Annotated in this window: 27 protein-coding genes and 2 pseudogenes; 26 read left to right on the top strand and 3 right to left on the bottom strand. The window is 66.2% G+C overall.

The genetic code is table 11. The features are described from left to right. Window positions 1–81 precede the first annotated feature (81 nt). The 3 genes from LQF09_RS19220 to LQF09_RS19210 are packed head-to-tail and all read left to right on the top strand — an operon-like array spanning window position 82 to window position 2,171. On the top strand, window positions 82–540 hold the full coding sequence (locus tag LQF09_RS19220) for a DUF4902 domain-containing protein (RefSeq protein WP_270068773.1): 459 nt from the start codon (window positions 82–84) through the stop codon (window positions 538–540). Window positions 541–570: 30 nt separating this feature from the next. Beyond that, entirely contained in the window at window positions 571–723 is a 153-nt protein-coding gene (locus tag LQF09_RS19215; protein ID WP_270068772.1) for a hypothetical protein, read from the top strand. Beyond that, entirely contained in the window at window positions 720–2,171 is a 1,452-nt protein-coding gene (locus LQF09_RS19210; RefSeq protein ID WP_270068771.1) for an amidase, read from the top strand. Before LQF09_RS19215 ends, LQF09_RS19210 begins: the two co-directional genes overlap by 4 nt. Before the next feature lie 318 nt (window positions 2,172–2,489). Here LQF09_RS19210 and LQF09_RS19205 read toward each other — a convergent pair whose 3' ends face one another. Together LQF09_RS19205 and LQF09_RS19200 are read right to left on the bottom strand one after the other, a co-directional pair. After that, window positions 2,490–3,194, bottom strand: coding sequence for a hypothetical protein (locus tag LQF09_RS19205; RefSeq protein WP_270068770.1), 705 nt, complete (start codon window positions 3,192–3,194; stop codon window positions 2,490–2,492). Then, window positions 3,191–3,847, bottom strand: a complete 657-nt coding sequence (locus LQF09_RS19200; RefSeq protein ID WP_270068769.1) for a hypothetical protein — start codon at window positions 3,845–3,847, stop codon at window positions 3,191–3,193. Before LQF09_RS19200 ends, LQF09_RS19205 begins: the two co-directional genes overlap by 4 nt. A gap of 516 nt (window positions 3,848–4,363) precedes the next feature. On the opposite strand from LQF09_RS19200, the gene LQF09_RS19195 reads away from it, so the two are divergent. The 18 genes and pseudogenes from LQF09_RS19195 to LQF09_RS19110 all read left to right on the top strand — a co-directional run bounded on the left by LQF09_RS19195 (window position 4,364) and on the right by LQF09_RS19110 (window position 18,894). Next, a complete protein-coding gene (locus LQF09_RS19195; RefSeq protein WP_270068768.1) occupies window positions 4,364–5,125 on the top strand; it encodes an ATP-binding protein in 762 nt (253 codons plus the stop codon). A 110-nt stretch (window positions 5,126–5,235) separates the two neighbouring features. Next, the gene (locus LQF09_RS19190; RefSeq protein WP_025513238.1) at window positions 5,236–5,454 is read left to right on the top strand and encodes an AlpA family transcriptional regulator; all 219 of its coding nucleotides are present in this window, start codon (window positions 5,236–5,238) and stop codon (window positions 5,452–5,454) included. Window positions 5,455–5,494: 40 nt separating this feature from the next. Further along, on the top strand, window positions 5,495–6,361 hold the full coding sequence (locus tag LQF09_RS19185; RefSeq protein WP_095377261.1) for a ParA family protein: 867 nt from the start codon (window positions 5,495–5,497) through the stop codon (window positions 6,359–6,361). Beyond that, on the top strand, window positions 6,345–6,593 hold the full coding sequence (locus tag LQF09_RS19180; RefSeq protein WP_146537953.1) for a type II toxin-antitoxin system HicA family toxin: 249 nt from the start codon (window positions 6,345–6,347) through the stop codon (window positions 6,591–6,593). Before LQF09_RS19185 ends, LQF09_RS19180 begins: the two co-directional genes overlap by 17 nt. Beyond that, window positions 6,586–8,226 (top strand): ParB family protein, encoded by a 1,641-nt coding sequence (locus LQF09_RS19175; protein ID WP_270068767.1) that lies wholly within the window; start codon window positions 6,586–6,588, stop codon window positions 8,224–8,226. The genes LQF09_RS19180 and LQF09_RS19175 overlap by 8 nt, the downstream gene beginning before the upstream one ends. Window positions 8,227–8,243: 17 nt before the next feature. Beyond that, window positions 8,244–8,804 (top strand): DUF2857 domain-containing protein, encoded by a 561-nt coding sequence (locus LQF09_RS19170; RefSeq protein WP_270068766.1) that lies wholly within the window; start codon window positions 8,244–8,246, stop codon window positions 8,802–8,804. A 3-nt stretch (window positions 8,805–8,807) separates the two neighbouring features. Then, window positions 8,808–10,010: an STY4528 family pathogenicity island replication protein gene (locus LQF09_RS19165; RefSeq protein WP_270068765.1), complete on the top strand. Its 1,203-nt coding sequence runs from the start codon at window positions 8,808–8,810 to the stop codon at window positions 10,008–10,010. Window positions 10,011–10,130: 120 nt separating this feature from the next. Further along, the gene (locus LQF09_RS19160; protein ID WP_270068764.1) at window positions 10,131–10,502 is read left to right on the top strand and encodes a DNA-binding protein; all 372 of its coding nucleotides are present in this window, start codon (window positions 10,131–10,133) and stop codon (window positions 10,500–10,502) included. Continuing rightward, window positions 10,499–11,026 (top strand): annotated as a pseudogene (locus LQF09_RS19155) (RES family NAD+ phosphorylase). The gene LQF09_RS19160 and the pseudogene LQF09_RS19155 overlap by 4 nt, the downstream one beginning before the upstream one ends. Window positions 11,027–11,209: 183 nt before the next feature. Continuing rightward, complete coding sequence (locus LQF09_RS19150; protein ID WP_033980479.1) at window positions 11,210–11,998, top strand: PFL_4669 family integrating conjugative element protein; 789 nt, start codon at window positions 11,210–11,212, stop codon at window positions 11,996–11,998. After that, on the top strand, window positions 11,995–12,543 hold the full coding sequence (locus LQF09_RS19145; RefSeq protein ID WP_009521552.1) for a DUF3158 family protein: 549 nt from the start codon (window positions 11,995–11,997) through the stop codon (window positions 12,541–12,543). Before LQF09_RS19150 ends, LQF09_RS19145 begins: the two co-directional genes overlap by 4 nt. Then, window positions 12,540–12,923, top strand: a complete 384-nt coding sequence (locus LQF09_RS19140; protein WP_003141056.1) for a single-stranded DNA-binding protein — start codon at window positions 12,540–12,542, stop codon at window positions 12,921–12,923. The genes LQF09_RS19145 and LQF09_RS19140 overlap by 4 nt, the downstream gene beginning before the upstream one ends. Before the next feature lie 294 nt (window positions 12,924–13,217). Beyond that, on the top strand, window positions 13,218–15,233 hold the full coding sequence (locus tag LQF09_RS19135) for a DNA topoisomerase III (protein WP_270068763.1): 2,016 nt from the start codon (window positions 13,218–13,220) through the stop codon (window positions 15,231–15,233). A gap of 781 nt (window positions 15,234–16,014) precedes the next feature. Further along, a complete protein-coding gene (locus LQF09_RS19130; RefSeq protein WP_270068762.1) occupies window positions 16,015–16,251 on the top strand; it encodes a hypothetical protein in 237 nt (78 codons plus the stop codon). 26 nt (window positions 16,252–16,277) lie between these two features. Next, complete coding sequence (locus tag LQF09_RS19125; RefSeq protein ID WP_270068761.1) at window positions 16,278–16,670, top strand: hypothetical protein; 393 nt, start codon at window positions 16,278–16,280, stop codon at window positions 16,668–16,670. 250 nt (window positions 16,671–16,920) lie between these two features. Further along, a complete protein-coding gene (locus tag LQF09_RS19120; RefSeq protein ID WP_270068760.1) occupies window positions 16,921–17,637 on the top strand; it encodes a DUF5983 family protein in 717 nt (238 codons plus the stop codon). 284 nt (window positions 17,638–17,921) lie between these two features. After that, window positions 17,922–18,719: a GTPase gene (locus tag LQF09_RS19115; protein ID WP_270068759.1), complete on the top strand. Its 798-nt coding sequence runs from the start codon at window positions 17,922–17,924 to the stop codon at window positions 18,717–18,719. A gap of 49 nt (window positions 18,720–18,768) precedes the next feature. After that, window positions 18,769–18,894 carry a hypothetical protein gene (locus LQF09_RS19110; protein WP_270068758.1) on the top strand — a complete coding sequence of 42 codons (126 nt, stop codon included), beginning with the start codon at window positions 18,769–18,771 and terminating at the stop codon, window positions 18,892–18,894. 377 nt (window positions 18,895–19,271) lie between these two features. Here LQF09_RS19110 and LQF09_RS19105 read toward each other — a convergent pair. After that, window positions 19,272–19,846 (bottom strand): annotated as a pseudogene (locus LQF09_RS19105) (transposase); the annotation flags it as partial. 218 nt (window positions 19,847–20,064) lie between these two features. Between LQF09_RS19105 and LQF09_RS19100 the strand changes: the two are divergent. The 5 genes from LQF09_RS19100 (at window position 20,065) to LQF09_RS19080 (ending at window position 26,768) form a co-directional block, all read left to right on the top strand. Beyond that, complete coding sequence (locus tag LQF09_RS19100; protein ID WP_270068757.1) at window positions 20,065–20,418, top strand: hypothetical protein; 354 nt, start codon at window positions 20,065–20,067, stop codon at window positions 20,416–20,418. Between the two features lie 228 nt (window positions 20,419–20,646). After that, complete coding sequence (locus LQF09_RS19095) at window positions 20,647–21,831, top strand: TolC family protein (RefSeq protein ID WP_270068756.1); 1,185 nt, start codon at window positions 20,647–20,649, stop codon at window positions 21,829–21,831. Further along, complete coding sequence (locus tag LQF09_RS19090) at window positions 21,828–22,457, top strand: hypothetical protein (RefSeq protein ID WP_270068755.1); 630 nt, start codon at window positions 21,828–21,830, stop codon at window positions 22,455–22,457. The genes LQF09_RS19095 and LQF09_RS19090 overlap by 4 nt, the downstream gene beginning before the upstream one ends. After that, window positions 22,457–23,608 carry an efflux RND transporter periplasmic adaptor subunit gene (locus tag LQF09_RS19085; protein WP_270068754.1) on the top strand — a complete coding sequence of 384 codons (1,152 nt, stop codon included), beginning with the start codon at window positions 22,457–22,459 and terminating at the stop codon, window positions 23,606–23,608. Before LQF09_RS19090 ends, LQF09_RS19085 begins: the two co-directional genes overlap by 1 nt. 16 nt (window positions 23,609–23,624) lie before the next feature. Beyond that, on the top strand, window positions 23,625–26,768 hold the full coding sequence (locus LQF09_RS19080; RefSeq protein ID WP_270068753.1) for an efflux RND transporter permease subunit: 3,144 nt from the start codon (window positions 23,625–23,627) through the stop codon (window positions 26,766–26,768). Window positions 26,769–26,775 lie beyond the last annotated feature (7 nt).

Raw genomic sequence — 26,775 nt, 5'->3', positions numbered from 1 at the left:
CCCTGGCCGGGTATCGGGATTTCTGAACCTGTCAACGTTGACATGCCGAGAAACACACCGGCGCGCTAATGTCTCGCAACAATGAAGCGCTTCAAACCAATGACAACGCGTGAGCAAATGAGAACAGAACAGCCAATGACGTCCGTCGTTCGGGTATCGGACGATGGACTCGTCCGTTTGCCGGAGCAGGCCTTGAGCACTGTCCGGTTGCGTCACTTCGTCTCGGGTCTGGAAGTACCGGAGGCGGCCCCCATTCCGGGGTGTGGTGACGTGACTGAGGTGACCGGGTTCACCGAATGGATCGCGGGGCGTCGTCCTTACATCCGTCTGGGTTGGGATTGGGTGCTTGATGTCTTGCACGGTCATACCTTCCTAAAGCGCACGGGCGAGCCACGATCGAACGTCATGCTGGTCGACGGGCACATGCGGGATCTGGGCATGGCTGCCTCCCTGCGGCGACTGACAGCCATTGTCGATGGCCTGGCCTGGACCAAGACGGTGTGGCCTTCCATCGTTCAGCGCTACGGCGGCCTCGGCTGACCCGGGCGCCAGAAAAATACATCATCCAAAATGGCACACGAACAACCGCAAATTCGCCTGTACAAGCGGATTCCGCTTGAAAAAAAAGCTCAAGCGATATCCATTGAGAATATCAATTTTGACGTCAATCGAAAAGCAAATGTCATGACTGGTTTGCTTCCGGCCAGAGGAGCATCATCTTGAGCAATTCGGTTGCCCGGCTGCATCAAGCCATGTCGACCGGCACGACGAGCGCGGCGGCCACGGTGGACGGGTGTCTGACGCGTATCGATCTCTCCAACGGCATCATCAACGCCGTGGTGACCCTGGATGCGGCGTCTGCGCGCCGGCAGGCCGAGGCCTGTGACCGTGAGTCTGTCCATGACCCTGCGAAGCTGCCGTTGCGGGGCGTGCCCATCACTGTCAAGGATGCGTTTGCCACGGCTGGCATGCGCACGACCGCTAGCCACCCGCCGCTGGCCGACTACGTGCCTGACACCGACGCGACCGTGGTTGCGCGTTTGCGCCAGGCGGGTGCAATCATTCTGGGAAAGACGAACCTGTCCCGACTGGCTGGCGACCCTCAATGCATCAGTCCGGTATTCGGGGCGACACGCAACCCATGGCGTCACGATGTCACCCCGGGCGGCAGTTCCGGCGGTGCCGCCGCCGCGGTGGCCATGGGGTTCTCGTACATGGACCCGGGCAGCGACCTGGGCGGCTCCATCCGCATCCCGGCGGCCTACTGTGGCGTCTATGGACTCAAGGCCACGGAGAACCGTATTCCGAGAACCGGTCACATTCCGCATCTGCCCGGGCAGCCGCGCAGTGTCCGACACATGCTCAGTTTCGGCGTGCTGACCCGGTCGATCGAGGATCTGGCGCTTGGTTTGTCGGTCATGGCGGGGCCGGACCGTATCGATACCGAGGTGCCGCCGGTCGCCGGAGTGGCCGGCCGTGCCCGCACTGACCGGCTGCGCGTCGCTTGGTGGGATGACTTCGCCGGCCTGCCCCTGTGCGATCGTACACGTGCCGGCCTGGATCGGACCATCGGGCGGCTCACCGATGCGGGCGTAGAGGTTGTACGGTGTTTTCCCGACGCCTTCGATCCTGAGCGTGCCCTATACGCTTATGGTGTGCTCGCCGGCGCCGAGATCGGTCTGGCCTTCAAGCCCTGGGAGCGTCATCTGATCGCGATGGCCGGTCGCCTGATTCCCAAGCGCCAGCCTCTCACCCGAGCCTTCACGCAAGGTTTGCGGTTCGACTGGCGTCGCTACAACGCCGCGCTCAACATCCGGGATCAGCTGATCAGTGCCATGGAGAACTTCCTCGATGACCACGATGTGCTGATTTGCCCCACGGCACCGCGGACCGCTTATCCGGCGTTCGCGCTCAAGCCGCTGGGCAAGCCGCCGACACTGGTGGTCGGTGACCGGGCCCTCCCTTTTCTGGAGGCCACCGTCAGTATGGTGGGGCTGTTTTCACTGACCGGTCATCCCGTGGTTTCGCTGCCGGCCGGCCCGGTCGATGGCCTGCCAGTCGGTCTGCAGTGTGTCGGGCGGCGCTGGGGGGATGAAGCGCTGATCGAGGCATGTGCACAAATCGATCGTATCGTCGATGGCTACGCGACGCCGCGGGCTGCAGCCAGCTGACGGCGACTGGTACGAGGGACTGCCGGTACGAGAACGATTCCTTCTTCAGTACATCCGAATGGCATTCGTCTTGGCTGCATGAGCCATGAAAGCAAAACGCCAACCCCGGAGGATTGGCGCAAGTGCTTGAATTCAGGTGGAGCGGGTGAAGGGAACATCACGCCGCACTCAACCCGTTGATTGATAAAGGGTTTCTTCCGTGAGCGCCACGGAATTAGACCAGATTATGTACCAGCCCCACCTGCCCGGCAACCCGGGATCGTCTGCCAACGCCCAGCAACGTCCATGCACAGCCACCAGGGTCCTGTCCAGATGCGCCTATAGGCCGAGACTGTGTTTCGCTGCGCCGAAGTTTGGGGCGTACTCCACACCAACGTCCTCTAGATCGGCAGCGATTTCATCTTGAAGACGTCGGGTGTTCGGCGCGAAATACTCCTTCGTATTCGACGAGGCGAACACGATCGGCGCCACCAGCCCTGCGGAGCGAAGCTGGCCAGCCGCCTCGATATAGGCTTCGACGATCACGCAATCCTTCATTGATTCTTTACCCAGTCGGGCGGGAGCACGAGGTTCGTTGACTCGCTTGAACGCACGGCTGGCGACCCCATCGTTGTGCGGCACCACGCTGGCAACGTCCCGCCACCTGTTCAGCACTGTCCTGGCCCGCGCGACGTGTCCCTCAAGGTGGTCCAGCGGCAGCATTCCCTGGGCACCGTAGGCCAAGGCCACTTCATGGATACGTTGAGCTTGTGCCCGGAACCTTGCCAAAGCGTTTCGAGCCTCTACCTCGACGCCAGCGACATGAGCAGCAAGCTCGATGGTCACCTGTTCTGCCATCAGAACAACCAGATCGGAGCCGGCCTCGGCTGCCGCAAGCAAGGCAAGCCCGGCGTTGGCATCGTGTGCTACCGCTGTTTCGCGCGTGATGTCACGGATGACGTCAAGGACGGTGCATGTATCCACGCACAACACTGGCGCGTTTAAAGCAACCAAGTCGTCAATGACTGAAGTATTCAGGCTCATGTATGCGACTGGTCATACTGTTCAAGCAGTCCGAGTGCGAATTCATAGTCGATGGCCAAGTCCTGCGCCCGCCCTGCGGACCAGGCCTCCACCTCGACAAGCCACCGTGCCAATTGGTCACTATCCAGTCGTTTCGATGCACGGTGCGCGGCAATCAGGAACGCGTACCAGCGCTCCTTGTCCATGGGATGGGCCGCACCTGTGGACTTATTGGCGAGCCGCGAAAAGCGCCGCAGGGCTGCTGCCGCTTCGGCATCCAGCCAATCATCAAGAGTCTGGTTGGCAGAGGTCAGTTCGACGCCGAAACCGCCGGCCCGGGACGCCGGTTCCGCGACTTGGGCGACGAAGTCGCGAAGAATCGCGTTGTACTTGTCAATACCAAGCTCACCGACGTTTCGCGGCACGATATTGGAAACCTTGTAGCCATCAGGCTCTTGCCACAGCACCAGAGCCGATTCATCGACGTCGTCGAATGCAGATCGCACAAGCACGATCACATCGTCGTCGCCCATGTGTTGCTTGAGATCTTCTTCCCGCTCAGCGTCGTGACGCCAAGAGCCACCCACCTGCGCGAGGATGCCACTTCGCATTGTGGTTGCTGTCTTGCCCCTGAGGTGAAGATGCTGGAAGACCGTGATCGGCTTTTCTGTCATTTCGGTTGCCCGCAATAGAACTGTTGATGTTCTGAAACTTGTCGGCGAATCGATGGCATTCGCCTGTCATTCCTTTTTGATCTGAACGAAGACCCGTGCCGTCTGGCTCGATGCCTCATCGTTGCACGTCGAGGCGGCGTCGCCGCGTCAGGTGCTACCCGAACCGCGTCTGCTGAAAGACCATCGGCCTCTGACATGCGGGTGATGCCCAGACTTGAAAGCACGTAGACCGAATGCGTCTTTCGCCGCGATGGCATCTGTAGCAAAACCTCACCACCAAGCCTCCCCGTCATGGGAGAGAAACATCTTGAAGCATACCGCCACGCAGAGGCTCGGTGTTGGTGGACAAGGTGCCACATCGGCTGGTGGCTGGGGTGAGCATTGCAGCCATTCGCCGTCACCACAACCTTTCCACAAGCCAAGTCGCCCCCGCTCCGCGCCGCGAAGGTGTGGGATGGCGTCGACCAGACCACGAGAAAAGCCGATGTCCTGAACCCGTTCACCATGGAGTAGCCCATGAGAAAGTCATCTTCGTCCGGCGCCCAAGCCAAGGTCTTCTATCGTCCGATCGAGGCGGCCATCCAGTGGGCGGGACTGTCACGCTTCGAGCGCCGTATCCTTGATGTTGCTGAGGGGATGAACCGGCTGCCGGAGCACGCTGCGCTGGCGCGCTGGCCACAGCTTCGCCTGAACGCGGAACGGATCTACGACGCACTGGTGCATCTCGACCTTCCCTACGGCAAGGATGGCCTCACGAGCAACGATCCCGCCTTGCTCGATGATCCTGGCCTCACGATCCGCCACGTCGATCTGAAGGCTTGGATGATCCGTTTCTATCCCGACCAGCGACCGGCATTCCTGTTCGATGCCTTCGAGCGTCACCTGCATCCGGCCGTCAGTGTCGATGCCGTGCAGGCACTGGTCATGGATCGCGAGGCGTTGAAGCTCCAGCTAGCCGACAAGGTGCAAGCCTGGGACGCGCTCTATGAGCAGTTCCAGACGCTCAGCCAGGAGCACCAGGCGCGCACGGAGCGCGAGAAGCGGTCCGGGATGCCTGGCGCCCGCAGTGAATCCACCTACCTGAACATCGTTGGCGGTCTTCTGACCCTGCTGTTGGGCAAGTCACCCAATGGCGTTCCCTATTCGTCTTTCGAGACGCTGGAATCGGTCATCAATGCGCTGGTTGCCCATTACGGCGACAAATCCGGAATCAGCGAGCGAACGCTGTGGGCGAAGTTTTCGGCAGCCAAGCGTCATCTCTCCACCCAGGACCGCTGACTGCAAGTGCAGACGGCGTGTCTGCACTTGCGGTGACTGCGCGGGAACCGCGCTATTGAATACGGGGCACTTCCATCACCGCCGCTACACAGCGCCAAGGAGTGTCCCTCGTGACTGTCCAGACTATCGCCACCGCGACGCCGAATGAACACCGCATCCTGCGCCGCGCGGAAGTCGAGGCCAAGACCGGCTTCAAACGCGCCCACATCTACAACCTGATCAAGGAGGGCAAGTTTCCCAAGCCCCTGCGCCTCGGGGTACGCGCCATCGGATGGGATTCGGTGGAGATCGATCAGTGGATCACCGATCGACTCAGGGAGCGGGCGTGAGCCCGCGCCCCCCGGAATCCCTTCCACGAGGAGTCGCACCATGCAGGTGGTATCCATCATTTCGACCAAGGGTGGCGTCGGCAAGACGACCACCGCAGCGAACCTGGGCGGCTTCATCGCCGATGCGGGACTGCGCGTGCTGCTGCTGGACCTGGACGTACAGCCCACCTTGTCGAGCTACTTCACGCTCGGCACGCATGCGCCTGCCGGCATCTACGAGATGCTGGCCTTCAATGAGCAGCGTATCGAGCAATTGGCTTCGCAGACCGCTGTGGCAGGTCTCGACCTAGTGGTGTCGAACGACCATCGCGGCGAACTGAACACACTGCTGCTGCACGCACCCGACGGTCGGCTGCGCCTGCGTCACCTGCTCCCCGCGCTGGCGTCGCACTACGATCTGCTGCTGATCGATACCCAGGGAGCGCGCAGTGTGCTGCTGGAGATGGCGGTACTGGCCTCCAGTCTGGCGCTATCACCGGTGACGCCGGAGATCCTAGCGGCGCGTGAGCTGAGGCGCGGCACACTGCAACTGATCGAGGACATCGCTCCGTATCGGCACCTCGGCATCGAGCCGCCACCGCTGCGCTTGCTCATCAACCGTGTGCATCCGGTTTCGTCGAACGCCCGACTGATCCAGCAGGCCCTGCGACAAGTGTTCCAGGCGCACGCTGGCATACAGGTCCTGAACACCGACGTCCCGGCCATTGAAGCCTACCCACGTGCCGCAACACGGGGGCTGCCAGTGCATCGCGTCGAGTACCGGCAACCAGTGGGCCGTACTGCGCCTGCGGCGTTAGAGACGATGCGTGCGCTGGCTGGCGAGCTGTTCCCGGCATGGCGGGAGCGCTTTGCGTGCGTTACCGGCAGAGGCCGCGCAGGGGGAGCCAGTCATGGCGAACGCGCATGAACTGGCCCGCGGCCATGCGCGGCTGCGCGCGCTGATCGAGTTCGCGCTGGGCGAAGGTTGGCACGTGAAACGCACGCGCGGCGGGCACCTGATGTTCATCAAGCCCGGCTGCGCCGCGATCTATACCAGCTCGACTGCGAGCGATCACCGCGCTAGTCGAAACGCACGCGCGCAGCTTCGCCGCGCCGATCGACAGGCACTGACGGCATCTCGGGAGAGCAGCGATGGCTGATCCGACGCCGCAGGACATGGCCACCAAGCTGCTGGCCAAGGGCTTCGAACGCAACGGTCCTTCGGCCGCGGCGTTGACCGACCCCATCGCCGACACACCGATGGTGGTGACGCTGGACGAGCTGCGCCCCTATGAACATGACCCACGCGTGACGCGCAACCCGGCCTACGAGGAAATCAAGACCTCGATCCGCGAGCGCGGGCTCGACGCACCGCCCGCGATCACGCGCCGGCCGGGCGAGGCGCACTACATCATCAGGAACGGTGGCAATACGCGGCTGGCGATCCTGCGCGAATTGTGGAGCGAAACCAAGGAAGAACGCTTCTTCCGCATCGCGTGCCTGTTCCGCCCGTGGCCGGCGCGCGGCGAAATCGTGGCGCTGACCGGGCATCTGGCCGAGAACGAGTTGCGTGGCGGACTGACCTTCATCGAGCGGGCCTTGGGCATCGAGAAGGCGCGCGAGTTCTACGAGCAGGAAAGCGGCCAGTCGCTGTCGCAGAGCGAACTCGCGCGACGGCTGACGGCCGACGGCTATCCCGTTCCCCAGTCGCATATCAGCCGTATGGCCGATGCGGTGCGCTACCTGCTGCCGGCGATACCGACGCTGTTGTACGGCGGATTGGGCCGGCATCAGGTGGACCGGCTCGCGGTGCTGCGCAAGGCGTGCGAGCGCACCTGGGAGCGGCGTGCGCTGGGCCGCACCGTGGCCGTGGACTTCGCGACCTTGTTTCAGGACGTGCTGACGCAGTTCGACACACAGCCGGACGACTTCTCGCCGCAGCGGGTGCAGGACGAATTGGTGGGTCAGATGGCCGAGCTGCTGGAGGCGGACTACGACACGCTGGCGCTGGAGATCGACGACAGCGAAAGCCGCCAGCGTGCGCTGACCAGCGAACCGGCGGCGCCTGTCGTGCCTGCTGCTCCTTCCGCACCGGTTTCCGCACCTCAGCAGCCACCCGTGTCGTCCGTACCGCGCGACACCACGCCGGTCTCGCCTGCGGCGTCAGTAGCGCCACCGCCAGCATCGCCCGAAGCGCCGCAGGACCAGCACGGACAACGCGACGAGCGCCTGCAAGGGCACATCGTGACACCGGCGCCGACCACCGAGCGCCTGCAGTCCATCCAACGGATGGTCGCCGACCAGCTCGGCGACAAGCTGCCCGACTTCGAGGCTGATGCGCTGCGTGCGATCCCGGTGCAGGCCGGCGGACTCTATCCCATCTCGGACGTCTGGTACATCGAGCCGGGGCTGGACGTGCCGGATCGCCTGCGTGTGCACATCGCGCAGTTCGCTCGCGAGATCGCCGAGGAAGCGGCGGTGGCCGACCACATCGAAGCCAGCGATGGCGGCATCGGCTTCGTCTGCGTGACGCCGGCCGTGGGCCAGGCGAACGTGCTGCCGGCTTTTGCTCGGGCGGTGCTGACCCTGCTGCACGCGCTGAGCGTCGCACCGGCATCCGCGACCGGGCTGGATCGCGCGCGGCTGGCCGATGACCTTGGGCCGCTGCTGCATGGTCACGGCGGCTTGGCCACACGCCTGAGCGATGCCGGGCTGGTGAAGCTGTTCCGTCTGATGCGCCTGGCGCGCCGGCTGTTGGATCTGGAAGCCGGCGACCCGGGCCACGTGTCTTGAGCGCTCAGGAGGCTCCCATGTCGGCACCGCATCCGCTCAATCAGGCAGTCATTGCCCAGGCGCTGCACGATCTTCACAACGGCCAGCTGCGTCGCTGCAAGGCGATGGGCTTCGGCGAGGAGGAACTGGATGCGCTGAAGCGCCCCGAGCTCGTGAGCATGCTCGTGAATGCCACTGTGTCGTGGTGTTCGGTGTCGGTGAACCGGGAAGTGTTGAAGCGGCTGCTGAGCCAGGTGCATGACGTGGAGCGGGAGATCGCGACGGTGGACCGCATGCTGCGCCTGGGGGCGAGCACGGAGATGGTCAGCAAGTTCTACGGCCTCACGCATCAGGAAGTGGCGCTGCGCCGCGACATCCTCGGGTTGCCAAAGCGCAAGGGCCGGCATCCGGTACTCGACGAGGCGCAGGACGTGGCCCTGTGGGAGCGCTGGAAGGTCGGCGTCGCCGAGCGCCATGTCGCCCTGACCGACGATATGGCGATGCTGGCGCTGACCATGGACCTGGCCGAGGCGCTCAGCCTGCCGATGTCGGTGGTGTGGGCGGCGATACGAAACTGGATCGACCAGGGACTGGTGTAGGCCATGACCAAGGGCGACGTACCACGGCGCGAAGGCCCCGTTGCGCTGTCGGCCTTGTTCGACGAAGCGCTACGGCACCTTGAGCCCAAGGAAACGGGGCAGGGCGCGGCGCCGCGCCAAGATGGTTTTCTGTACAGCGGCCACCGGCACGAGAGCGTTCCGCGCGCGCTGTTCCTCGACCGTCGCCTGACACCGCTGGAGCGCAATGCCTGGCAGGTGTTCCTCCTTCAGCTCAACGACGATGGCGTGACCGCCTTTCCAACCTACGATCAGCTCTGCCCCTATCTGGCGTCCATGCCCTGCGCGGCGCAGGCCTCGCACGAGACCGTGGCGCGCGCCCTGACGCTGCTGCGGCTGACGCGTTGGCTCAGCCTGGTACGGCGGCGACGCGATCCGAGGACCGGCCGCATCCAGGGCAATCTCTACGTGCTGCACGACGAACCGCTGTCGCCCTTCGAGGCGATGCAACTCGATGCCGACTACCTCGGCCTGGTGAGTCAGGCGCTGACCCATGCCGCCAAGGCGGTACAGATCGTGGGCATGAACACACTCAAGGAGATTGCCGAGGACCCGCTGCTCTGCGGCCGTATGTTGCCGACCCGCCTGCAGGTACTGGCACAGCGCATGGCGCGGCATGGCTGGACGACCCCAGGTTATCCACAGGAGGGGGCGGACCACGAATCCGAAGAAGGCCAGGCAGCCCTGCTTCGGAATGGCGCGCGCCCGTCTTTGGAATCCGAAGCAGGGCCGAAACCCGCATCGGACGGCTCACTTCGGATTCCGAAGGAGGACCGTACAGTACGTATTGATCGTATGAATGAAGTACGTACCGTACCGCGTGTGAGGGCAATGCAGAACCTCCGGCTGCCCGAGCGCTTCCTGCGCCTGAAGGGCGAGCAGCAGGCCGGCGCACTGGTGGCCCTGCAGCAGGTGGACGAAACCCAGCGCCAGGCGGTGCTCGACGAGTGGGCGGCGCGCTGTGGCGGCAGCACGGTGCGCAATCCCGCGGGCTACCTGTTCGGCATCATCCAGAAGGCGCTGCGAGGGGAGTTCAAGGCGTGGGCGGGGACCGACGCAGCAGCGCCGCCCGCGCCGCGAGCCGCGGGGCCGGCGCCATCGTCGTCGCCTTCGGGTTCCCGTCCGGCCGACCCCGAGGTGGCGCGCGCCTACCTCGCACGGCTGCGCTCAGCCTTGCGCGACGCCTGAGCTATCCCCAGGGGATAGACGGAACAGGTCGCCTTCCGGCTGGGGGAGCAGACCGCTTGGAACTGTGCTCAAACTGTGCGTATAATGTGCTCGTGATTCCTTGCCTTTGGGAGCAACGTCATGGCCTCTACCGCTTTCGCGGATGTGCTCGAATCGGTGCGTGAAGCCGGCACGTCCCGCTTTTCCGCCACGAACGTCGCCGATGCCCTGGGCCTGCAGTACCAGGATCTGGCCACGCTGGCTGGGGTGCACCGCAACACCCTGCGCACCCACCCCGAGTCACCGCGACTCCAGGCCGCGCTGCGTGACCTGATGCGGGTGCTGTCGGCCGCCACGGCGGTGCAGCCGGATACCGCGCGTGCGTTCTTCATGGTCAAGAACGAACCCATTCCGACGTTCCACCACAAGACCCTGCTGCAGTTGGTGCAGGAAGGACGCACCGACGATGCGATCGACTACCTGGAGTCGATCAGTGCAGGGTTCACCGGATGATCCTCCTCGACCTGCCGCCCGGCACCACGCTGTTTCGTGCGCACACGCCGCAGTGGGCCAGCCGGCCCACCAGCGGCGCCGGTGCGGCGGCCAAGGGCGGTCGCTTCAACCGGGAGGGCGTCGAGGCGCTGTATCTGTCGCTGGAGGAAGTGACCGCGTTACGCGAGTACCAGCAGACCTCGCCCTTCCTGCCGCCCTGCACGATGTGCTCGTACACCGCGAACTTGCGCGGACTGGTCGATCTGCGGCAGCTCCACCGCGGCGAGCCCTGGGACGAGCTGTGGCACGACTAGCGCGAGGACTGGCGTCACCTGAAATTCGACCTTCACATCGAGCCGCCCACCTGGGTGCTGGGAGACATGGTGCTGGCCCAGGGCCACACCGGCATCCTGTTCCCCAGCCAGGCGAACGACGGCGGCACCAATGTCATGGTGTTCGTGGATAGGCTCAGGGATGGCAATTCGGTCGAGGTCAATGATCCCGACGGGCGACTGCCCCGCGACCAATCCAGTTGGAGGCGCTGACTCCACGGCGCGGATTCGCACTCCACCCTTCGGCCTGCCGCCGAGCTATCCCCAGGGGATAGCCGGCACACACAGCCTTCCGTGCGGAACAAACCGGGCGCGCATGGGCTGCGGTTTGTTGACTGACAGCCTTCCGGCCGATGCCGATGCTGGCGACTCGCCCCTTCACCGCGAGTCGCTCCAATGGCCAACGAACGCACAGAACCCCTGCAACTGAATCTCGGATCGCTGCGCAGCGCGATGTCGCTGACGCTGCACACGCACCACGCTTCGCGCATCTGGCACGGCCGCGCGCCGACCGAGGGGCGCCCCGGCATCATCGGTCTCAACGGCTTCATCGGCGCCATGAACAAGATGAAGCGCGGCGCCGAGCAGGACGACCCGTACTCGGATTGGTGGATGTTGCGGATCGAGGACAAGCTCGCCGACACCAAGACCCGCCTGCAGACCCTGCGCGAACAGGTCGACCAGGCCCTGGCCGACGTGCCACCGGCGCTGTCGCTGGGCGAGAACATGAATGTGCAGCCGGTGAAGCTGCCGCTGTTCGTGAATGCACAGCTCGGCTTCATGGCGGTGTACCTGCTGGCCGACTACGACGACCTGGCGCGCAAACTCATCCTGGCGCACCACACGGCGCTGATCGACCGCAGCACCTTGGAGCGCTGGCTCAATGATGGCGCGCACGCGCTGCGCAGCCTGTTCTCGCTCGCCCAGCAGTACCGCTACTCGGGCACGACGCGCGACGACTTCGCGGCGAAGAACGCCGCGGCGCGAGCGGCGCTGGAGAAGTTCGGCGAGCTGCCGCAAGACGTGCTGGAAGGCACGCGCCGCTCGCGCTTCGCGCCACCGATCGCGCGGCGGACGACCAAGCCCGGCACGCCGCCTGCTGCGCCCGCCATTGAGCCCGATGCGCCGGCTCACACGGATGGCGCAGCCAATCCAGCGACGGGTAATGAGGGTGCTGACGCATGACGGCATCGCCCCCCATCAGTCACTCCACGCGCTTCGTGACGCTGGAACAGGCGGACTTCCAGCGGCTGGAACACGCAGGCTACCTAAAAGGCCTTTTACAGCCTTTTAAGGGTAAGGGGAGTCTGGAGACCTGGGCCAGCCAGTGCGCAGCGCTGCGCGACGACGTGATTGGCCTGGCGCAGCGGCGTGTGCTGCCCCAGGCACGCGCCTACCCCTTCAGCCTGCTCGACGTGCAACTGGCCCAGCAGGCCACTGGCGCAGGGACGACCTTCCTGCGCTGGCGCAACCTCGACCGTTCCTCCATGGGCGTGGCGTTGTGGGAGGCCCTGCTGGCCAACCCCGCGACGCCGGCCTCGCTGATCGACGAGCTGTACGCGATCGAACTGCAGCGCATCGTGCTGAACATGCAGATCAGCCTGACCCACAGCATCGCTCGCCAAGCCCTGGAATGCGCCAGCAAGGCCGCCCAGGCCGAAGCGGCTTACCTGCGGCGTGTCCACGGGCATACCGCGGCCGTTCCACCCACCACCAAGGAGTCACCATGAGCACGCACTTCGTCGGCGAGGGCAACATCGGTTCTGCGCCGGACTACCGCGAGTTTCCGAACGGCAACGACGAGCCGCGCCGGCTGCTTCGCCTGAACGTCTACTTCGACAACCCGATCCCGAAGAAGGACGGCGAGTACGAAGATCGCGGCGGCTTCTGGGCGCCCGTGGAGCTGTGGCACCGCGACGCCGAGCACTGGAAGACGCTGTACCAGAAAGGTATGCGGGTGCTGGTCGAGGGCCGCACCGTGCGCGACGAATGGGAGGACGCCGACGAGAACGAGCGCGTCACGTTCAAGGTCGAGGCGCGGCGCGTGGGCATCCTGCCGTACCGCATCGAGTCGGTGGCGCTCAGCACCAAGCCGGCCGGCGGACAGTAATTCGCCCATCGCCGTTCCCCCGAGGGCGGCTGTAGCAACCGTCATACGCCCGCGATGCACCAGCGAGCTATCCCCAGGGGATAGCTCCAAGGTCGTCCACGGAGTTCCAGCCGCCCTCCCGAAACGACGCTCTTGCTGTGCCAGCTCCCGCGGTCCATGCGCACCGCTGCGGCAACGGACCGCCAGCCGATCACAAAGCGGTGTCTGCACCAATCGGCTTCCTTGCTGCCGGCATCCCCTGGCCCCGCCAAGCTGACGCCCATCCGATGAACCGCACATTTCCAAGGAGGCTTCATGCGCGTGTTCCTGTGCGAGAAGCCGTCCCAGGGCAAGGACATCGCCCGTGTGCTGGGCGCCGGCCAACGCGGCAACGGCTGCTACAGCGGCGCAGGTGTCGTCGTGACCTGGTGCATCGGTCATCTGGTGGAGGCGGTTCCGCCCGAAGGCTACGGCGAGCAATACAAGCGCTGGGCCATCGAGCAACTGCCCATTCTTCCCGAGCGTTGGCGTGTCGAGCCCAAGGCGGCGACCGCAGCGCAATTCAAGGTCGTGCAGCAGCTCGTCGCCAAGGCGGGCGAGCTGGTGATTGCGACCGACGCCGACCGCGAGGGCGAGATGATCGCCCGCGAGATCATCGACCTGTGCGGCTACCGCGGGCCGATTCAGCGCCTGTGGCTGTCGGCGCTCAACGATGCGTCGATCCGCAAGGCACTGGGTGCGCTCAAGCCGTCCGCCGAGACGCTGCCGCTGTATTTCTCCGCACTCGCCCGATCGCGCGCCGACTGGCTGATCGGGATGAACCTGAGCCGCTTGTTCACACTGCTGGGGCGCCAGGCCGGCTATACCGGCGTGCTGTCGGTGGGGCGCGTGCAGACGCCGACGCTGAAGTTGGTCGTGGACCGCGATCGCGAGATCGCGAGCTTCGTCTCCGTGCCGTATTGGGCCGCGGACGTGCTGCTATCCCATGCCGGCCAGTCCTTCATCGCGAACTGGATGCCGCCCGAAGGCAGCACGGATGCAGCGGGTCGCTGCCTTCAGCAGCCGGTGGCGCAGCAGGCTGCGGATCGCATTCGCGCGGCACGCGATGCGCAGGTCGTGTCGGTGGACACCGAGCGCGTGCGCGAGGCACCGCCGCTGCCGTTCGACCTGGGCACCTTGCAGGAAGTGTGTTCGCGTCAGCTCGGCCTCGATGTGCAGGAGACGCTGGACATCGCGCAGGCGCTGTACGAGACGCACAAGGCGACGACCTATCCGCGCAGCGACTCGGGCTATCTGCCCGAAAGCATGCTCGCCGAAGTGCCGGCGGTGCTCGATGCACTGCTCGCCACCGATCCCAGCCTGCGGCCCTTGATCGACCGCCTCGACCGCAACCAGCGTTCGCGCGCCTGGAACGACGGCAAGGTGACGGCGCACCACGGCATCATCCCGACGCTGGAACCCGCCAACCTGTCGGCCATGAGCGACAAGGAGCTGGCCGTCTACCGGCTGATCCGCGCCCATTACCTCGCGCAGTTCCTCCCGTACCATGAGTTCGACCGCACGGTGGCGCAGCTCGCTTCCGGCGGGCAGTCGCTGGTGGCGGTGGGCAAGCAGATCGCCGTGACCGGCTGGCGCCAGGTACTGGGGACACCGGAGCCGGACGCTGCCGATGGCGAGGAAGCGCAGCGCAGCCAGGTGCTGCCGCCGCTGGCGAGCGGATCGCGCTGCGGGGTCGAGCAGGTCGAGCTGAAGGCCTTGAAAACGCTGCCGCCGAAGCCCTACACCCAGGGCGAACTGGTCAAGGCGATGAAGGGCGTGGCCAAGCTGGTGGACGACCCGCGTCTGAAGCAGAAGCTGAAGGAGACGACGGGCATCGGCACCGAGGCCACGCGCGCCAGCACGATCAAGGGCCTGCTCGATCGCGGCTACCTGCTGAAGAAGGGCCGCGCCATCCGCGCGTCGGATGCGGCCTTCACGCTCATCGACGCCGTGCCGGCGGCCATCGCCGATCCCGGCATGACCGCCATCTGGGAGCAGGCGCTCGACATGATCGAGGCCGGCCAGATGACGCTGGACACCTTCATCGCCAAGCAATCCGCGTGGGTGGCCCAGCTCGTGCAGCAGCATCGGGGCGCGACGCTTTCCATCGCGCTGCCGCCGTCGCCGCCCTGCCCGCAGTGCGGCGCGCCGATGCGCCAGCGTACCGGCAAGAGCGGCGCGTTCTGGTCATGCAGCCGCTACCCGGACTGCAAGGGCACGCTGCCGGTCGAGTCCTCGGCAAGCAAGCGCGGAGCGCCACGCAAGCGGCGCGCAGTACCCAAGGCGTCCTGACGCCTACGCATCCCTCTGCCACGCCGGCCGCTTTCCTGGCGGCGGGGCAAACGTCCCGCGTGGGCGGGACTCCCCAGCGCGCGTCTCCTTCTGCAACGGTGTGCGCGCCCTGTCTCCCCACCCCAGGGCGACGGGGCGAGAAGGTCATTGCTCCACGAGTCGAGCTTGCCGCCATTCCACTGATCGGTGTCCTTTCCGTCCATCACGAGGGGCCTCCTGACGCCTTGCTGTCGCGCGAGTCGTCAGGAGGCCCCTTGGGGTCGACGGTACTCAGTGCCGGTGCCCGCCGGCGAAACATCGGGCTCCCTTTGTGTGTGGATACACGCCAGAGGTTTCCGGCCCCAGCCACGAAACGGGCCGGGTGCGATTGCTGACGCAGCGAACGGCTTTGACGACGGCCCGCGCTGACGTAGCCCACAGGTGGTTTTCCTTCCTCCAGCCGAAGGCCCGCGTGGCCTTCGGCGCCCTGGTCTTTGCCTTGTCCCGTAACGCCGGCCATTGCCCTAAAGCGGGCCGTCCGCGATTCGGTTTTCCCTGCGACGGCAGCCATGCTTCGCGCCCATCCTCACGCCATGCGTTGCTGACAGTCGTCAGCGGCATGCCCTGGCAGTCCCGGTCTTCAAGACTGCAACGCGGTTCGCCGCGTTGACCGATCCAGTCCGCTTCGCATCGCCCACCGCGGACGCTCGCCGGCCTGGCGACGATGCACTTTTCTCAGCCACCCGAGGGGAACCCCATCCCCTGCGGGACGCGTGCTCCCCGACCCACCAAGGAGCACGGCATGTCTGAACCTTCCGCATCTTCCTCTGCAACCGCAGTACGCAGTGGTGCGCTGGCGCTGGCCTGGACCGGCAAGCGTCTGCCGCTACAGGTGCTGCGCAGCGCGGCCGGCCACTACATCGGCACGCAAGACGACGAAGGCCCGGTATCGCGGGAGTCCGTCGAGTATTTCCCGACCCACCTCGCAGCACGGCGCGCCCTGGATACCCATGCCTGGACGCAGCGCGCTCACCCCTGATTTCCCACCCTTCAAGGAGTCCTCTCATGAATCTGTCTTTGCCCGAAGACGTGCTCGATCAGATGGAACTGGAACAGGCGCACTTCGACGCTGCACCGCAGGCCTTCTTCGAGGCCTGGAAGCGCGGCGCGCAGATCGCCGGCTACGAGTGGTTCGGCGACGGCACACGCGAAGGTCTGCAGCGTGCCACCACCAAGTGGGACCTGCGGCCCAACATGCTGATGCTCAACGACGCCCTGGGCGTACTGAGCAGCGGTCAACGCATGTTCCTGTCCGCGATGGTGAGCTTCTACAACGCCCGCGAGGGCGGCGCGATGCTCAAGCGTTGCGGCTTCGAGGGGCTGTCCGACTTGGGCGGTCTCGATCTGGAACGGCGCCAGGTCATCGCCGACCTCACGCTGCACTACAACGGCTGGTGAGCCGCGCCTGGCAACCCACCGTCCTTTCATCCCACCCCACGAGAGACATGCGTCCCCGTTCGGGGCCATGTCCCTCCTTCTTTTCGCAGGAGCGGCCATGTCCCGAATCAGCATCTTCCACTGACCTGCACCGCCCGCCACCAGGGCGGTCCGACGCCGCGGCCGGTTGACCGGCTGCCACTTCATCCACTCGCTGGGGTTCAATCCCCGGCAGGGGATTGCCTCGGCCATCCTCTGCTGGAGGAATCCCATGTCCCATTCCAACAATCCCTTCGTCCGCGGCTACGATGGCCTGTTCGTGCAGCGACTGCTGGCGATTTCCTACGACGACGACTGCCCGCTGAGCTATCTGCCGCTGCACGTCTCGCAGTCGCACCTGCCGGACAGCCAGGTCGAGCGCCATGCCTGCGTCTTCTGCGACGACTTCGCGCTGATCACCGAGGGCCAGAACGTGCCGCCCGAGCTGGACGCGCAGTGCCCCAGCCACGGCATCGCCCGACACCTCGTCTACGCCGTCATGGCCGAAGAAGCCGGCCAACCGCTGCACGTCGGCGATACCTACTCCGAGGAAGCCGCACGCGAGGTGGTGCGGCGCCTGCGCTTCGAGACCGGCTTCTACAGCCGTGCCTGGGAAATCAGTTCGGCGCACATCACCGAGGAGGCCGGCCGCTTCCTCGCCGAACTGGCGGACATCGCCACGCCGAGCGGCTTTCTGTTCGTCGCCTTCCGCATTCCCTACAGCCCGGCGGTCGGCGTGAAGCTGATCGCCACCCCCTGGACGGATGCGAACCTGCAGCATGTCGAGGGCATCACCGCCGAAGAACTGCGGCAGGAGCACCGGGCCAAGGGCATGCCGGAGTCCCTCGTGGAAGTGTTGCACCTGGCTGCGCTCGCCGACGTTCGCATGTTGGTGTTCGATGCCGACGCGCCCGTGCTGGACGGACTGACGCTCTACGACGACGAGTAACCCCCTCTTGAGCCCCGTGCGGGGCTCTTCTTTTCCGCGGAACGCGGTGCCGGCGCGTTGCCGATTTCAGGCGGACGGCCGCCGCCATGTGCCGCACGCTGGCCGCATGTTCGCTGGCGTTGCCGGCAGCATGCCCAGGCAGTCGAGACCTTCGAGACTGCGGCACGGTTCGCCGTGCTGGTCGTTTCTTTCGCCGGACGCATGCCGAGTCCATCCACCTCACCCTCAAGGGACATACCTCCCTTGTGGGCGGGAGTCCCTTGGTTGCCACAAGGAGTCTCCCCATGGATACCCAAGCCATCCGCGCACAGATGCCGACGCTCGTCGTCGGTCATGTGCCTTCCAACGTCCGTTCGTTCAAGTTCAACATCTTCGACGGCCAGCCCAAGGTTTCGACGCTGGGCTTTCACATCGACCCGAAGCCTTTCGAGGGCAAGGTCATCGCCACCACCGACGAGGCCATCGTCGTCAAGACGGGGCGCGCCGAGTTCGCCGTGCTCGACCGGACGCTCGTGACCGAAGTGCCCGACGAGGGCGCCAAGGTACAGGTCGAACCCTACGCCAGACGCCGCTTCGACGGCCTGCGTGCCGACACGCCCGAGGAAGACACCGCATTCACCGCCGACGGCAAGCCGTACACGGTGCAGCGGTTCGTGCTCGGTTCCGCACCGGCGAAGTTGCCGATCCCCGATCCCCGCTGCCCCGAGCTACGGGAGCTGATCCAGCAGATGGAACAGCTGCCCGCGCCCGACGGCTTCCGGCGCATCACCCACCTGCTGGTGGATGCCGGCGCACGGGACTTCACCTGGGTCGATCCGCTGCCCAAGGACATCATCGCGACGCCACCGGCCATCAGTTTCACGGTGGCCACCGAGAAATTCCAGGGACGCGTCACCGTGCTGTACGAGCGCGGGCTCGATGTGTACGCGGTGGAGTTGCACCGCGATGGTGAGTTGGTCGACCGGGTCGATGAAGTGTTCTTCGACGCCCTCGGCGAGACGCTGGAACGGCTGATCGACGACGGGAGCTGGCGGCGCATTCGCGTGCAATGCCTGTCAGATCGCAAGCGTGTCCAGCACTGACCGAGATGCGGCCTCCCGTCCTCGCGACGGAAGCCCGTCATTCTTTTCCATGGAGATCACATCCATCGAAGGCGTCTTCGCACGCATCCCGCACAGCGCAGACGACCTCGAAGTGTCCGCCACCGCGACACCCCTGTCTTTGCAGGCCACGGCCCCTGCGCCGAACGGCAACTGACCATCGCATCTTTCCAGCCCCCACTCTGGGGGCTTCCCTTTTCTGCGCTGCGGCCGTTGCCGCGTGCATGCGCTGCCGCAGATTTCGATGGCACAAGAGACCAATGGGCGCGGCGCCAGAATGTGCGATTTCGTTCCCGGTGAGTTCATTCGCGACGGGGCGGGGCGCAGTGCCGATGTTCGGCGCGACGGCGTGCAGCGAGAGCGATGGGAGGGCGCCTCGAATAACCCGGGGCTTTCAGTGAATCCCGCCGAATACAGATGATCGCGACCGAACTCTGGTCAATTTCTTCGGCAAGTCACCGTCGTTACCGGCGGTGTTGCCCTGTTTCTGCCTCGAATCGCCCCGGGCAGCGGCGATTCGGTCCATTTCGGGCGTCACGAAGCCTTGATGCCGGCCTCCTGGAAATAGACCAGCCGCTTGAGGTTGTTGCAGGCGGCTATCGTCGTCATCGCAAAGTTCGCGCGTGCCTGGCTAATGGTGCGGATCAGCTTGACACCCATCTGTGCGATGGTCGCAAATGGGTGCCCGACTCGGGCGCGCGTCCTGGCGATGCGCCCGTTGCGCCGCTGCTGGCAGTCGGACAGGGGCTTGTTGCGCGTGCCCTTCCTCCAAATCTGGTTGCAAAAGCCATTCTCTTTCAGCCAGGCTTCACGCCCCTCGGACGGATAGCCCCGGTCGGCATAGACATCCCGGCTCGCATTGACCGTGTCGAAGACCTTGTCGAAGTGCTGGCTGTCGTGCATGCGGGCCGTGTCGGTCACGATCTCGCGGATGAACTTGTGCCGCCTGTCGACGTTGATCGAGAGCTTGTAGCCGAAGTAGCTCTTCCCGTGCTTCTTGGCCCAGGTCGTGTCAATTCCTTCTGCCGGCGCTTGGCGGGTTTCCAGTCTGCTGGCAGCGCGCCTTGGTCGAGCAGCGCTTTCTGGCCGCGGCTGTTGTGCTGCTTCGGCTTCACAGTTGCCCCCAGATTTCGCTCCTTTTCCGAAGGTGCCTTCAGCGCGCGCGGGTTTTCAGGGGACGAACGCAAAAGTGCTTTGGTTTCACGATTGTAGGTACTGTTCCGAGAGATATGCAAAAGCCCGGGCGCGCTTTGGATCGTCACACGCCCCCTGCGAGTGCCGAGAAGTGAGTGCGCGTCAGAAATTGACCGTGTTAGGATGCGCGACCATGCGCCGGCTTCTTGTCCTCTTCGTCACGCTGATTTCCCTGCTTTGCCAGTCGATGGCGATGGCGCGCGTTGACTCGGGCGATAGTTCGCCGTCGGATCCCGAGCACAGCTCGCTGCACTGGCAGGCGACAGGTCACCATCACCACCACGACGGCTCGTTCCACCTGGATCAGTCGGAGGAGTCCTTGCAGCACGTCGCCGGCGACCACGTTGGCGGTCACCTCGAGTTGCCGAATTCGATCTCGCACGCGTTCCCGCCGGCAGGCACGGTCCTGCCGCTCGCCTGGCACGATGCAGCCGTTCCCGACCCCTTCCTGGGCGGCCTGCTCAGGCCGCCTCGTCTGCGCTCCTGAAACCCTGCGTGGCAGGTGTCCGCCCACGGACCCTACCCCCTGAACCAGCCAGCTCGCTCCGTCCCGCTCTCCATCGCTGCGGGAGCGTTCGCGTGCTTGGCTGACTCCTACGCAACTTTCAGGATCATCGTGAGACCATCTTTTTGGCTATCTGCCTGCGTCATCGCCGGCGGCATGGTCGGTGGGCCGTGCTGGGCCCAGCCGAGATCTTCCGTGCACGACCGCCCCTTGGCGGTCACATCCCCCGAACCTTCCTTCGCGGCCGAGCGCGTGCCGCTGCGTGTCGCACTGGATGCGGCCTGGCAGCGCGCCGTCGTGGCCCGGGAAGCCGAGGGTCAGCTGCGTCGCACCGACGCCGAGCGCCTCGCATCCCAGTCCATGTGGGCAGCCCCTCCGTCGCTCACCTTGAGCCATCGCGACGATCGCCTGCAAAGCAATGATGGCGTCCGCGAGACCGAACTGGGCGTCACCTTGCCACTGTGGCTCCCCGGCCAGCGTGATGCGCACCAGGGCGTGACCGCTGCGGCCTCGGCGCAGGCGGCATCAGCCGAGCAGGCGGCGCGACTGCAACTGGCTGGCGAGTTGCGCGAGCAGGCTTGGGCATGGAGCAGCCTGGCGGCCGAGGTCGCGCAGGCTGAGGGCCAGGTCCAGTCCCTGCAGCGGCTCGCGGACGACGTCGGGCGCCGGGTGCGCGCCGGCGAACTGGCCCGCGCCGATGCGCTGGCCGCACAGGCCGAGCACCTGGCGGCCGGGACCGCCCTGAGCGATGCGCGGCAGCGCCTGGAGCTTGCTCGCGCACGCTGGATGCAGCTGACCGGCCTCACGGCGGCGCCGGACCTTGTCGCCGATGCCGTGCCCGCGCCGACGGCCGAACCTGTGCTGTCTTCGCACCCGGAACTCCAGTCTGCGACTCAGGTCACCGAGCTGGCGCTACGGCGGGTCGAACTGATGCGCCACTCGCGCCGCGACGCGCCGGAGCTGACGGTCGGCGTCCGCCAGGACCACGGCGGGCCCGGTGCGGCTTCCGAAGGCAGCGTCGTGGTCGGCCTGCGCCTGCCCTTTGGCGGCGACGCACGTAATCGACCGCTCGAATCTGCTGCACTGGCCGAGTTGGATGTCGCACAAACGCGCTTGCAGCGGCTGCGCGAGCGCCTGGAAAGCGACGTGGCCCTGGCGCGCGAGGCCGTCCGCACCGCAGAGGTACAGCGCGAGGCCGGGACCGCCCGTGCCCGTCTGTTGCGCGAACGTGCCGAGTTGATCGGCAAATCCTTCGATGTCGGCGAAACGCCGCTGCCGGACCTGCTGCGTGCGCTGGCCGCCGCTGCCGAGGCCGATGCTGCGCTCGCCCGCCATACCGCCGCGCTGGGCCTGGCCCGCGCCCGTCTCCAACAAGCTCTAGGATTGCTCCCATGAACCCATCCATCCTCAACCTGCGCCGCCGGCTGCTGGCCGTGCTGACCCTGGCGGCCGTGTTGCCCATGACCAGCCAGGCAGCCCCCGGGGCGCACGGTCCCAACGGCGAACATCTCGACCAACAGCCAGTCGTTACTGGCAGCGTGGCCGTGCCACGTCTCGAGGCAAAGTCGGACAGCTATGAGCTGGTCGCCAGTCTCGAGGCTGGCCAACTCGTCATCCTGGTCGATCGCTACGAAACCAACGAGCCTGTGCTCGGTGCGCGACTTGAGGTCGAGTCCGGCCCACACAAGGCATTGGCAGCCTTCCGCCCGGACAGTGGCGACTACACTGCGACCGATGCGTCACTGCTCGAGGCGCTCGCCTCACCGGGCGAGCATGCCCTCGTCTTCACGCTGGCCACCGACAATGATGCCGATCTGCTGGACGGCACGCTGGTCACCGGGCCGCTCTCTGGCGCTGCCCGTGCGGGAGGCCGCCAGGACGTCGACGACCACGGCCATGCGCACGATCATGAGCTCGAGCGCGCAGCCCTGATCGGCGGTGGCGTTCTCGTGCTGGGGGCGCTTGCGGCTGCAGCCTGGCGGTGCCGGCGGACCACGAGCCTCGCCACGGAGGTGAAGTGATGAGCGCCATCGCCCCCTATTACCGGCTGCGAGCCGCCTGGCTCGCGGTGGCTGCCTTGCCGGTCTGGATCCTGCTTACGCCGACCGTCCACGCGGCGCCGGGCGCGCATGGACCCAACGGCGAACACCTGGACGCGCCCGCTACCGCGGTCAGCCCGTCCGGGCTGGCACGCTGGCCCGACGGAAGCGTCAATGTGCCGAAAGCCGCGCAACGCCGCATGGCGATCCGCACGCTGCTGGCAGCGGAGTCCGAGGCTGCAGCCACGGTCGAGCTGCCTGGATGGGTGATCGCTGATCCCAACGCCAGCGGCCGTGTGCAGACCGTGCATGGAGGCCGCATTGAGCCCGGCCCCAGGGGGCTGCCGCTCGTCGGGCAGCGGGTGACGCAGGGCGAGTTGCTGGCCCATGTCCGCCATCACGCTGACCCCTATGCTCAGGCGGGCCAGAAGGCCCAGTTGGCCGAACTGCGCGCGCAGCGCCAGATCGCCGAGCAGCGCGCCCAGCGCCTCGACAGCCTCGAAGGGACGGTGCCACGCAAGGACATCGACGCCGCGCGCATCGAAGCCCGCATGCTCGCCGAGCGCGAGCGCAGCATCGGCGCCAGCCTGGAGGCGCGCGAGTCACTGGTCGCGTCGGTCTCCGGCGTGATCGCTCGCGCCGACGTTACAGCCGGCCAGGTCGTCGCACCGAACGACGTGCTGTTCGATGTGGTCGACCCGTCACGCATGCTGGTCGAGGCCGTCACCGCCGATTCGGCGCTAGCCGCCAGCGTCGGTGCGGCGTCGCTGCAGGATGTGCCCGAGGCGCGCTTGCAGTTCGTCGGCGGCGCACAGGTGCTGCGCGACGGTGTGCTGCCGCTGATCTTTAACGTGGCACCGGGTGCGCCACTCCCGCTCGCGATCGGCCAGCCGGTGACCGTGATCGCGCAGTCGAACCAGCGCGTCAAGGGCATCGTGCTGCCGGCCCAGGCCGTGGTGCGCAACGCGACCAACGAGCCGATCGTCTGGATCAAGTCGGGGGCCGAGCGCTTCATCGCGCAGCCCGTCCGGTACCAGCCGCTGGATGCGAGCACAGTGGTGATCACCCAGGGCCTCGGTGCGGATAACCGCGTCGTCGTCCAGGGCGCACCGCTGATCGCCCAGATCCGCTGAACGGGAGTCCACCCTCATGTTCAACTGGATCGTTCGCTACAGCCTGCACAACCGGCTGTTCGTGCTTGCCGTGGCCGCGCTGCTGATGGTCTACGGCGCGATGACCGCCTGGCGCACGCCGGTCGACGTCTTCCCCGACCTCAACAAACCCCTCGTCACGGTGCTGACCGAGGCGGGCGGGATGGCGCCCGAGGAGGTGGAGCAGCTGGTCACCTTCCCGCTCGAGACCGCACTCAACGGCATGCCCGGCGTCACCCGCGTACGCAGCACCTCGGGCGTGGGCCTGTCCATCCTCTACGCCGAGTTCGATTGGGGCACCGACATCTACCGCAACCGCCAGCTGGTGGCCGAACGGCTGGCACTGGTGCGCGAGCAGTTGCCCGGCGACATCACGCCCGTCATGGGCCCTGTGTCGTCGATCATGGGCGAGGTCATGCTGATCGCGCTGCCGCTGGGCGCTGGTGACGGCCAGACGCCAGCGGTCAGCCCGATGGCGGCGCGCGAGTATGCCGACTTCGTGCTGCGCCCGCGCCTGCTGTCGATTCCCGGTGTGTCGCAGGTGATCCCGATCGGGGGCGAGGTGCGCACGCTGCGCGTGGCGCCCGACACGGCCCGCATGGCGCAGTTCGACGTGTCGCTCAACCAGCTCGAGAAGGCGCTCGAGGGCTACGCCGGGAACGCCGGGGGTGGCTTCATCGACCTCAACAGTCGCGAGTACCTGATCCGTCACCTGGGGCGCAGCAACCGCATCGAGGACCTGGCCGGCATCGCGGTGGCGTGGAAGGATGGGCGTTCCATCCTGCTCGAGCAGGTGGCAGCCGTCTCGTTCGCGCCCGGACTCAAGCGCGGTGACGCGGGTTACGGTGGTTTGCCGGCCGTCGTGATCAGCGTGCAGAAGCAGCCGCAGGCCGACACGGTGGCGCTCACCACGCAGATCGAGTCGGCGCTGGTCGAGCTCAGGCCCGGCCTGCCCGCAGGCCTCGCCGCGCCCAGGGTGCTCTTCCGGCAGGCCGACTTCATCCAGGCCTCGATCGGCAACGTGGCCGAGGCGCTGCGCGACGGGGCGATCATGGTGGCGATCGTGTTGTTCGCCTTCCTGCTGTCGGCGCGCACGACGGTGATCTCGCTGACCGCGATCCCGCTGTCGCTCGCCGTCACCGCACTGGTGTTCCAGTGGCTAGGGCAGTCGATCAACGTGATGACGCTGGGCGGGCTGGCGATCGCGATCGGTGAGCTGGTCGACGACGCGGTGGTCGATGTCGAGAACATCCTGCGGCGACTGAAGCAGAACCGCGCCGCGCAAGACCGGCTGCCCGTTCTCGAGGTCGTCCGCAGCGCCAGCGTCGAGGTGCGCTCGGGCATCGTCTATGCGACGGTGATCGTCGTGCTGGTCTTCGTGCCCCTGTTCGCGCTGCCGGGCATCGAGGGACGGCTGTTCACGCCGCTGGGCATCGCCTACATCGTGTCGATCGGCGCGTCGATGCTGGTATCGATGACCGTCACGCCGGTGATGTGCTACTACATGCTGCCGACGATGAAACGCCTCGATCACGGCGACAGCCCGCTGGTCGCCTGGCTCAAGCGTCAGGACACGAAGCTGCTGCACTGGTCCTTCGGGCGCGCGAAGCTCTTGATCGTGGTGGCGATGCTGGCGGTGGCGGGCGCGGCCGCGACGGTGCCGTTCTTCCCGCGCGCCTTCCTGCCGGCCTTCAACGAGGGTTCGCTGGTACTGGGCCTGGTGATGCAGCCCGGCACCTCGCTGGCCGAAGCCAACCGGATGGGGCGTGAGGCCGAACTGCTGATCGGCCAGGTTCCCGAGGTGACCCAGGTCGGCCGCCGCACCGGCCGTGCCGAGCTCGACGAGCATGCCGAAGGCGTGCACTCGGCCGAGATCGACGTGGACCTCAAGCGCAGCGGGCGCGACCGCGAGGCCATCATGGCCGACATCCGGGACCGGCTCTCGGTGCTGCCGGCGCAGGTGGCCATCGGCCAACCGATCAGCCACCGCCTCGATCACCTGCTGTCGGGCGTGCGCGCCCAGGTGGCCGTGAAGATATTCGGCGACGACATCGACACGCTGCGCGGCCTGGCCGAACAGATGCGATCCGGGCTGAGCGGGGTGCCCGGCCTGGTCGACCTGACGGTCGAAAAGCAGGTGCTGATTCCGCAGATCACCGTGCGGCTGGACCATCGCAAGGCCGCCCAGCTCGGGCTGTCGCCCGGCGAGGCGATCCGCGTGCTGCAGGCGCTGACCGATGGCGCTCACGGCGCGCAGATCGTGGACGGTCCGCGCCGCTACGAGCTGGTGCTGCGTCTGCCCGATGAGCGGCGCGGCCCGCAGGATCTGGCGCGGATGCTGATCGACACCCCTGCCGGCCGCGTGCCGGTGTCGGCCATCGCCAGCGTCGAGGAGACCGATGGGCCCAACCAGGTCGGACGCGAGAACGGCCGTCGCCGCATCGTCGTCTATGGCAACACCGATGGCCGCAACATGAGCGAGACGATCGCTGCGGTGCGCGGCGTGATCGCCGGACAGGCGCTGCCCACCGGCTACTTCATCAGCCTGGAAGGCCAGTTCCAGGCCCAGGAGCAGGCCACGCGCCTGATCGCGGGCCTGTCGGTGGTGTCGCTGGTGATGATCTTTCTGGTGCTGTACTCGCGCTACCAGTCGGTGGTGCTGGCCGGCATCGTGATGGCCAACATCCCGCTGGCGCTGATCGGTTCGGTGGTGGCCATGTGGATCGCCGGGGTACAACTGTCGGTGGCGTCGATGGTGGGCTTCATCACGCTGGCGGGTATCTCCACGCGTAACGGCATCCTCAAGATCAGCCACTACATCAACCTGTGCAAGTTCGAGGGCGAGACTTTCAGCCAGGCCATGATCGTGCGCGGGTCGCTGGAGCGACTGACGCCGGTGCTGATGACGGCCCTGGTTACAGCCTTCGCGCTGACGCCGCTGCTATTGGCCGCCGATGCCCCGGGCAAGGAGATCCTGCACCCGGTCGCGGTGGTGATCTTCGGTGGCCTGGTCAGCTCGACGCTGCTGGACACCCTGCTCACCCCGGTCATGTACTGGATGTTCGGTCGCAAGCCGACCGAGCGGCTGCTCGGCGAGGATGCGCACACGCCGGCAGTGGCCGACCCACGCGAGGCTTTCTGAGCGCGCG

Source organism: Thauera sp. WB-2, from assembly GCF_027594845.1.
GTDB lineage: Bacteria > Pseudomonadota > Gammaproteobacteria > Burkholderiales > Rhodocyclaceae > Thauera > Thauera mechernichensis.
The sequence above is the reverse complement of the archived record's forward strand: the minus strand, read 5'-3'. Positions and strand labels throughout refer to the sequence as shown.

Bases quoted from the DNA above. Each gene is read 5' to 3' on its own strand.
- LQF09_RS19220 (WP_270068773.1), top strand. From the start codon at position 82: ATGAAGCGCTTCAAACCAATGACAACGCGTGAGCAAATGAGAACAGAA.
- LQF09_RS19215 (WP_270068772.1), top strand. From the start codon at position 571: ATGGCACACGAACAACCGCAAATTCGCCTGTACAAGCGGATTCCGCTT.
- LQF09_RS19205 (WP_270068770.1), bottom strand. From the start codon at position 3,194: ATGAGCCTGAATACTTCAGTCATTGACGACTTGGTTGCTTTAAACGCG.
- LQF09_RS19200 (WP_270068769.1), bottom strand. From the start codon at position 3,847: ATGACAGAAAAGCCGATCACGGTCTTCCAGCATCTTCACCTCAGGGGC.
- LQF09_RS19195 (WP_270068768.1), top strand. From the start codon at position 4,364: ATGAGAAAGTCATCTTCGTCCGGCGCCCAAGCCAAGGTCTTCTATCGT.
- LQF09_RS19185 (WP_095377261.1), top strand. From the start codon at position 5,495: ATGCAGGTGGTATCCATCATTTCGACCAAGGGTGGCGTCGGCAAGACG.
- LQF09_RS19180 (WP_146537953.1), top strand. From the start codon at position 6,345: ATGGCGAACGCGCATGAACTGGCCCGCGGCCATGCGCGGCTGCGCGCG.
- LQF09_RS19175 (WP_270068767.1), top strand. From the start codon at position 6,586: ATGGCTGATCCGACGCCGCAGGACATGGCCACCAAGCTGCTGGCCAAG.
- LQF09_RS19170 (WP_270068766.1), top strand. From the start codon at position 8,244: ATGTCGGCACCGCATCCGCTCAATCAGGCAGTCATTGCCCAGGCGCTG.
- LQF09_RS19165 (WP_270068765.1), top strand. From the start codon at position 8,808: ATGACCAAGGGCGACGTACCACGGCGCGAAGGCCCCGTTGCGCTGTCG.
- LQF09_RS19160 (WP_270068764.1), top strand. From the start codon at position 10,131: ATGGCCTCTACCGCTTTCGCGGATGTGCTCGAATCGGTGCGTGAAGCC.
- LQF09_RS19150 (WP_033980479.1), top strand. From the start codon at position 11,210: ATGGCCAACGAACGCACAGAACCCCTGCAACTGAATCTCGGATCGCTG.
- LQF09_RS19145 (WP_009521552.1), top strand. From the start codon at position 11,995: ATGACGGCATCGCCCCCCATCAGTCACTCCACGCGCTTCGTGACGCTG.
- LQF09_RS19140 (WP_003141056.1), top strand. From the start codon at position 12,540: ATGAGCACGCACTTCGTCGGCGAGGGCAACATCGGTTCTGCGCCGGAC.
- LQF09_RS19135 (WP_270068763.1), top strand. From the start codon at position 13,218: ATGCGCGTGTTCCTGTGCGAGAAGCCGTCCCAGGGCAAGGACATCGCC.
- LQF09_RS19130 (WP_270068762.1), top strand. From the start codon at position 16,015: ATGTCTGAACCTTCCGCATCTTCCTCTGCAACCGCAGTACGCAGTGGT.
- LQF09_RS19125 (WP_270068761.1), top strand. From the start codon at position 16,278: ATGAATCTGTCTTTGCCCGAAGACGTGCTCGATCAGATGGAACTGGAA.
- LQF09_RS19120 (WP_270068760.1), top strand. From the start codon at position 16,921: ATGTCCCATTCCAACAATCCCTTCGTCCGCGGCTACGATGGCCTGTTC.
- LQF09_RS19115 (WP_270068759.1), top strand. From the start codon at position 17,922: ATGGATACCCAAGCCATCCGCGCACAGATGCCGACGCTCGTCGTCGGT.
- LQF09_RS19110 (WP_270068758.1), top strand. From the start codon at position 18,769: ATGGAGATCACATCCATCGAAGGCGTCTTCGCACGCATCCCGCACAGC.
- LQF09_RS19100 (WP_270068757.1), top strand. From the start codon at position 20,065: ATGCGCCGGCTTCTTGTCCTCTTCGTCACGCTGATTTCCCTGCTTTGC.
- LQF09_RS19090 (WP_270068755.1), top strand. From the start codon at position 21,828: ATGAACCCATCCATCCTCAACCTGCGCCGCCGGCTGCTGGCCGTGCTG.
- LQF09_RS19085 (WP_270068754.1), top strand. From the start codon at position 22,457: ATGAGCGCCATCGCCCCCTATTACCGGCTGCGAGCCGCCTGGCTCGCG.
- LQF09_RS19080 (WP_270068753.1), top strand. From the start codon at position 23,625: ATGTTCAACTGGATCGTTCGCTACAGCCTGCACAACCGGCTGTTCGTG.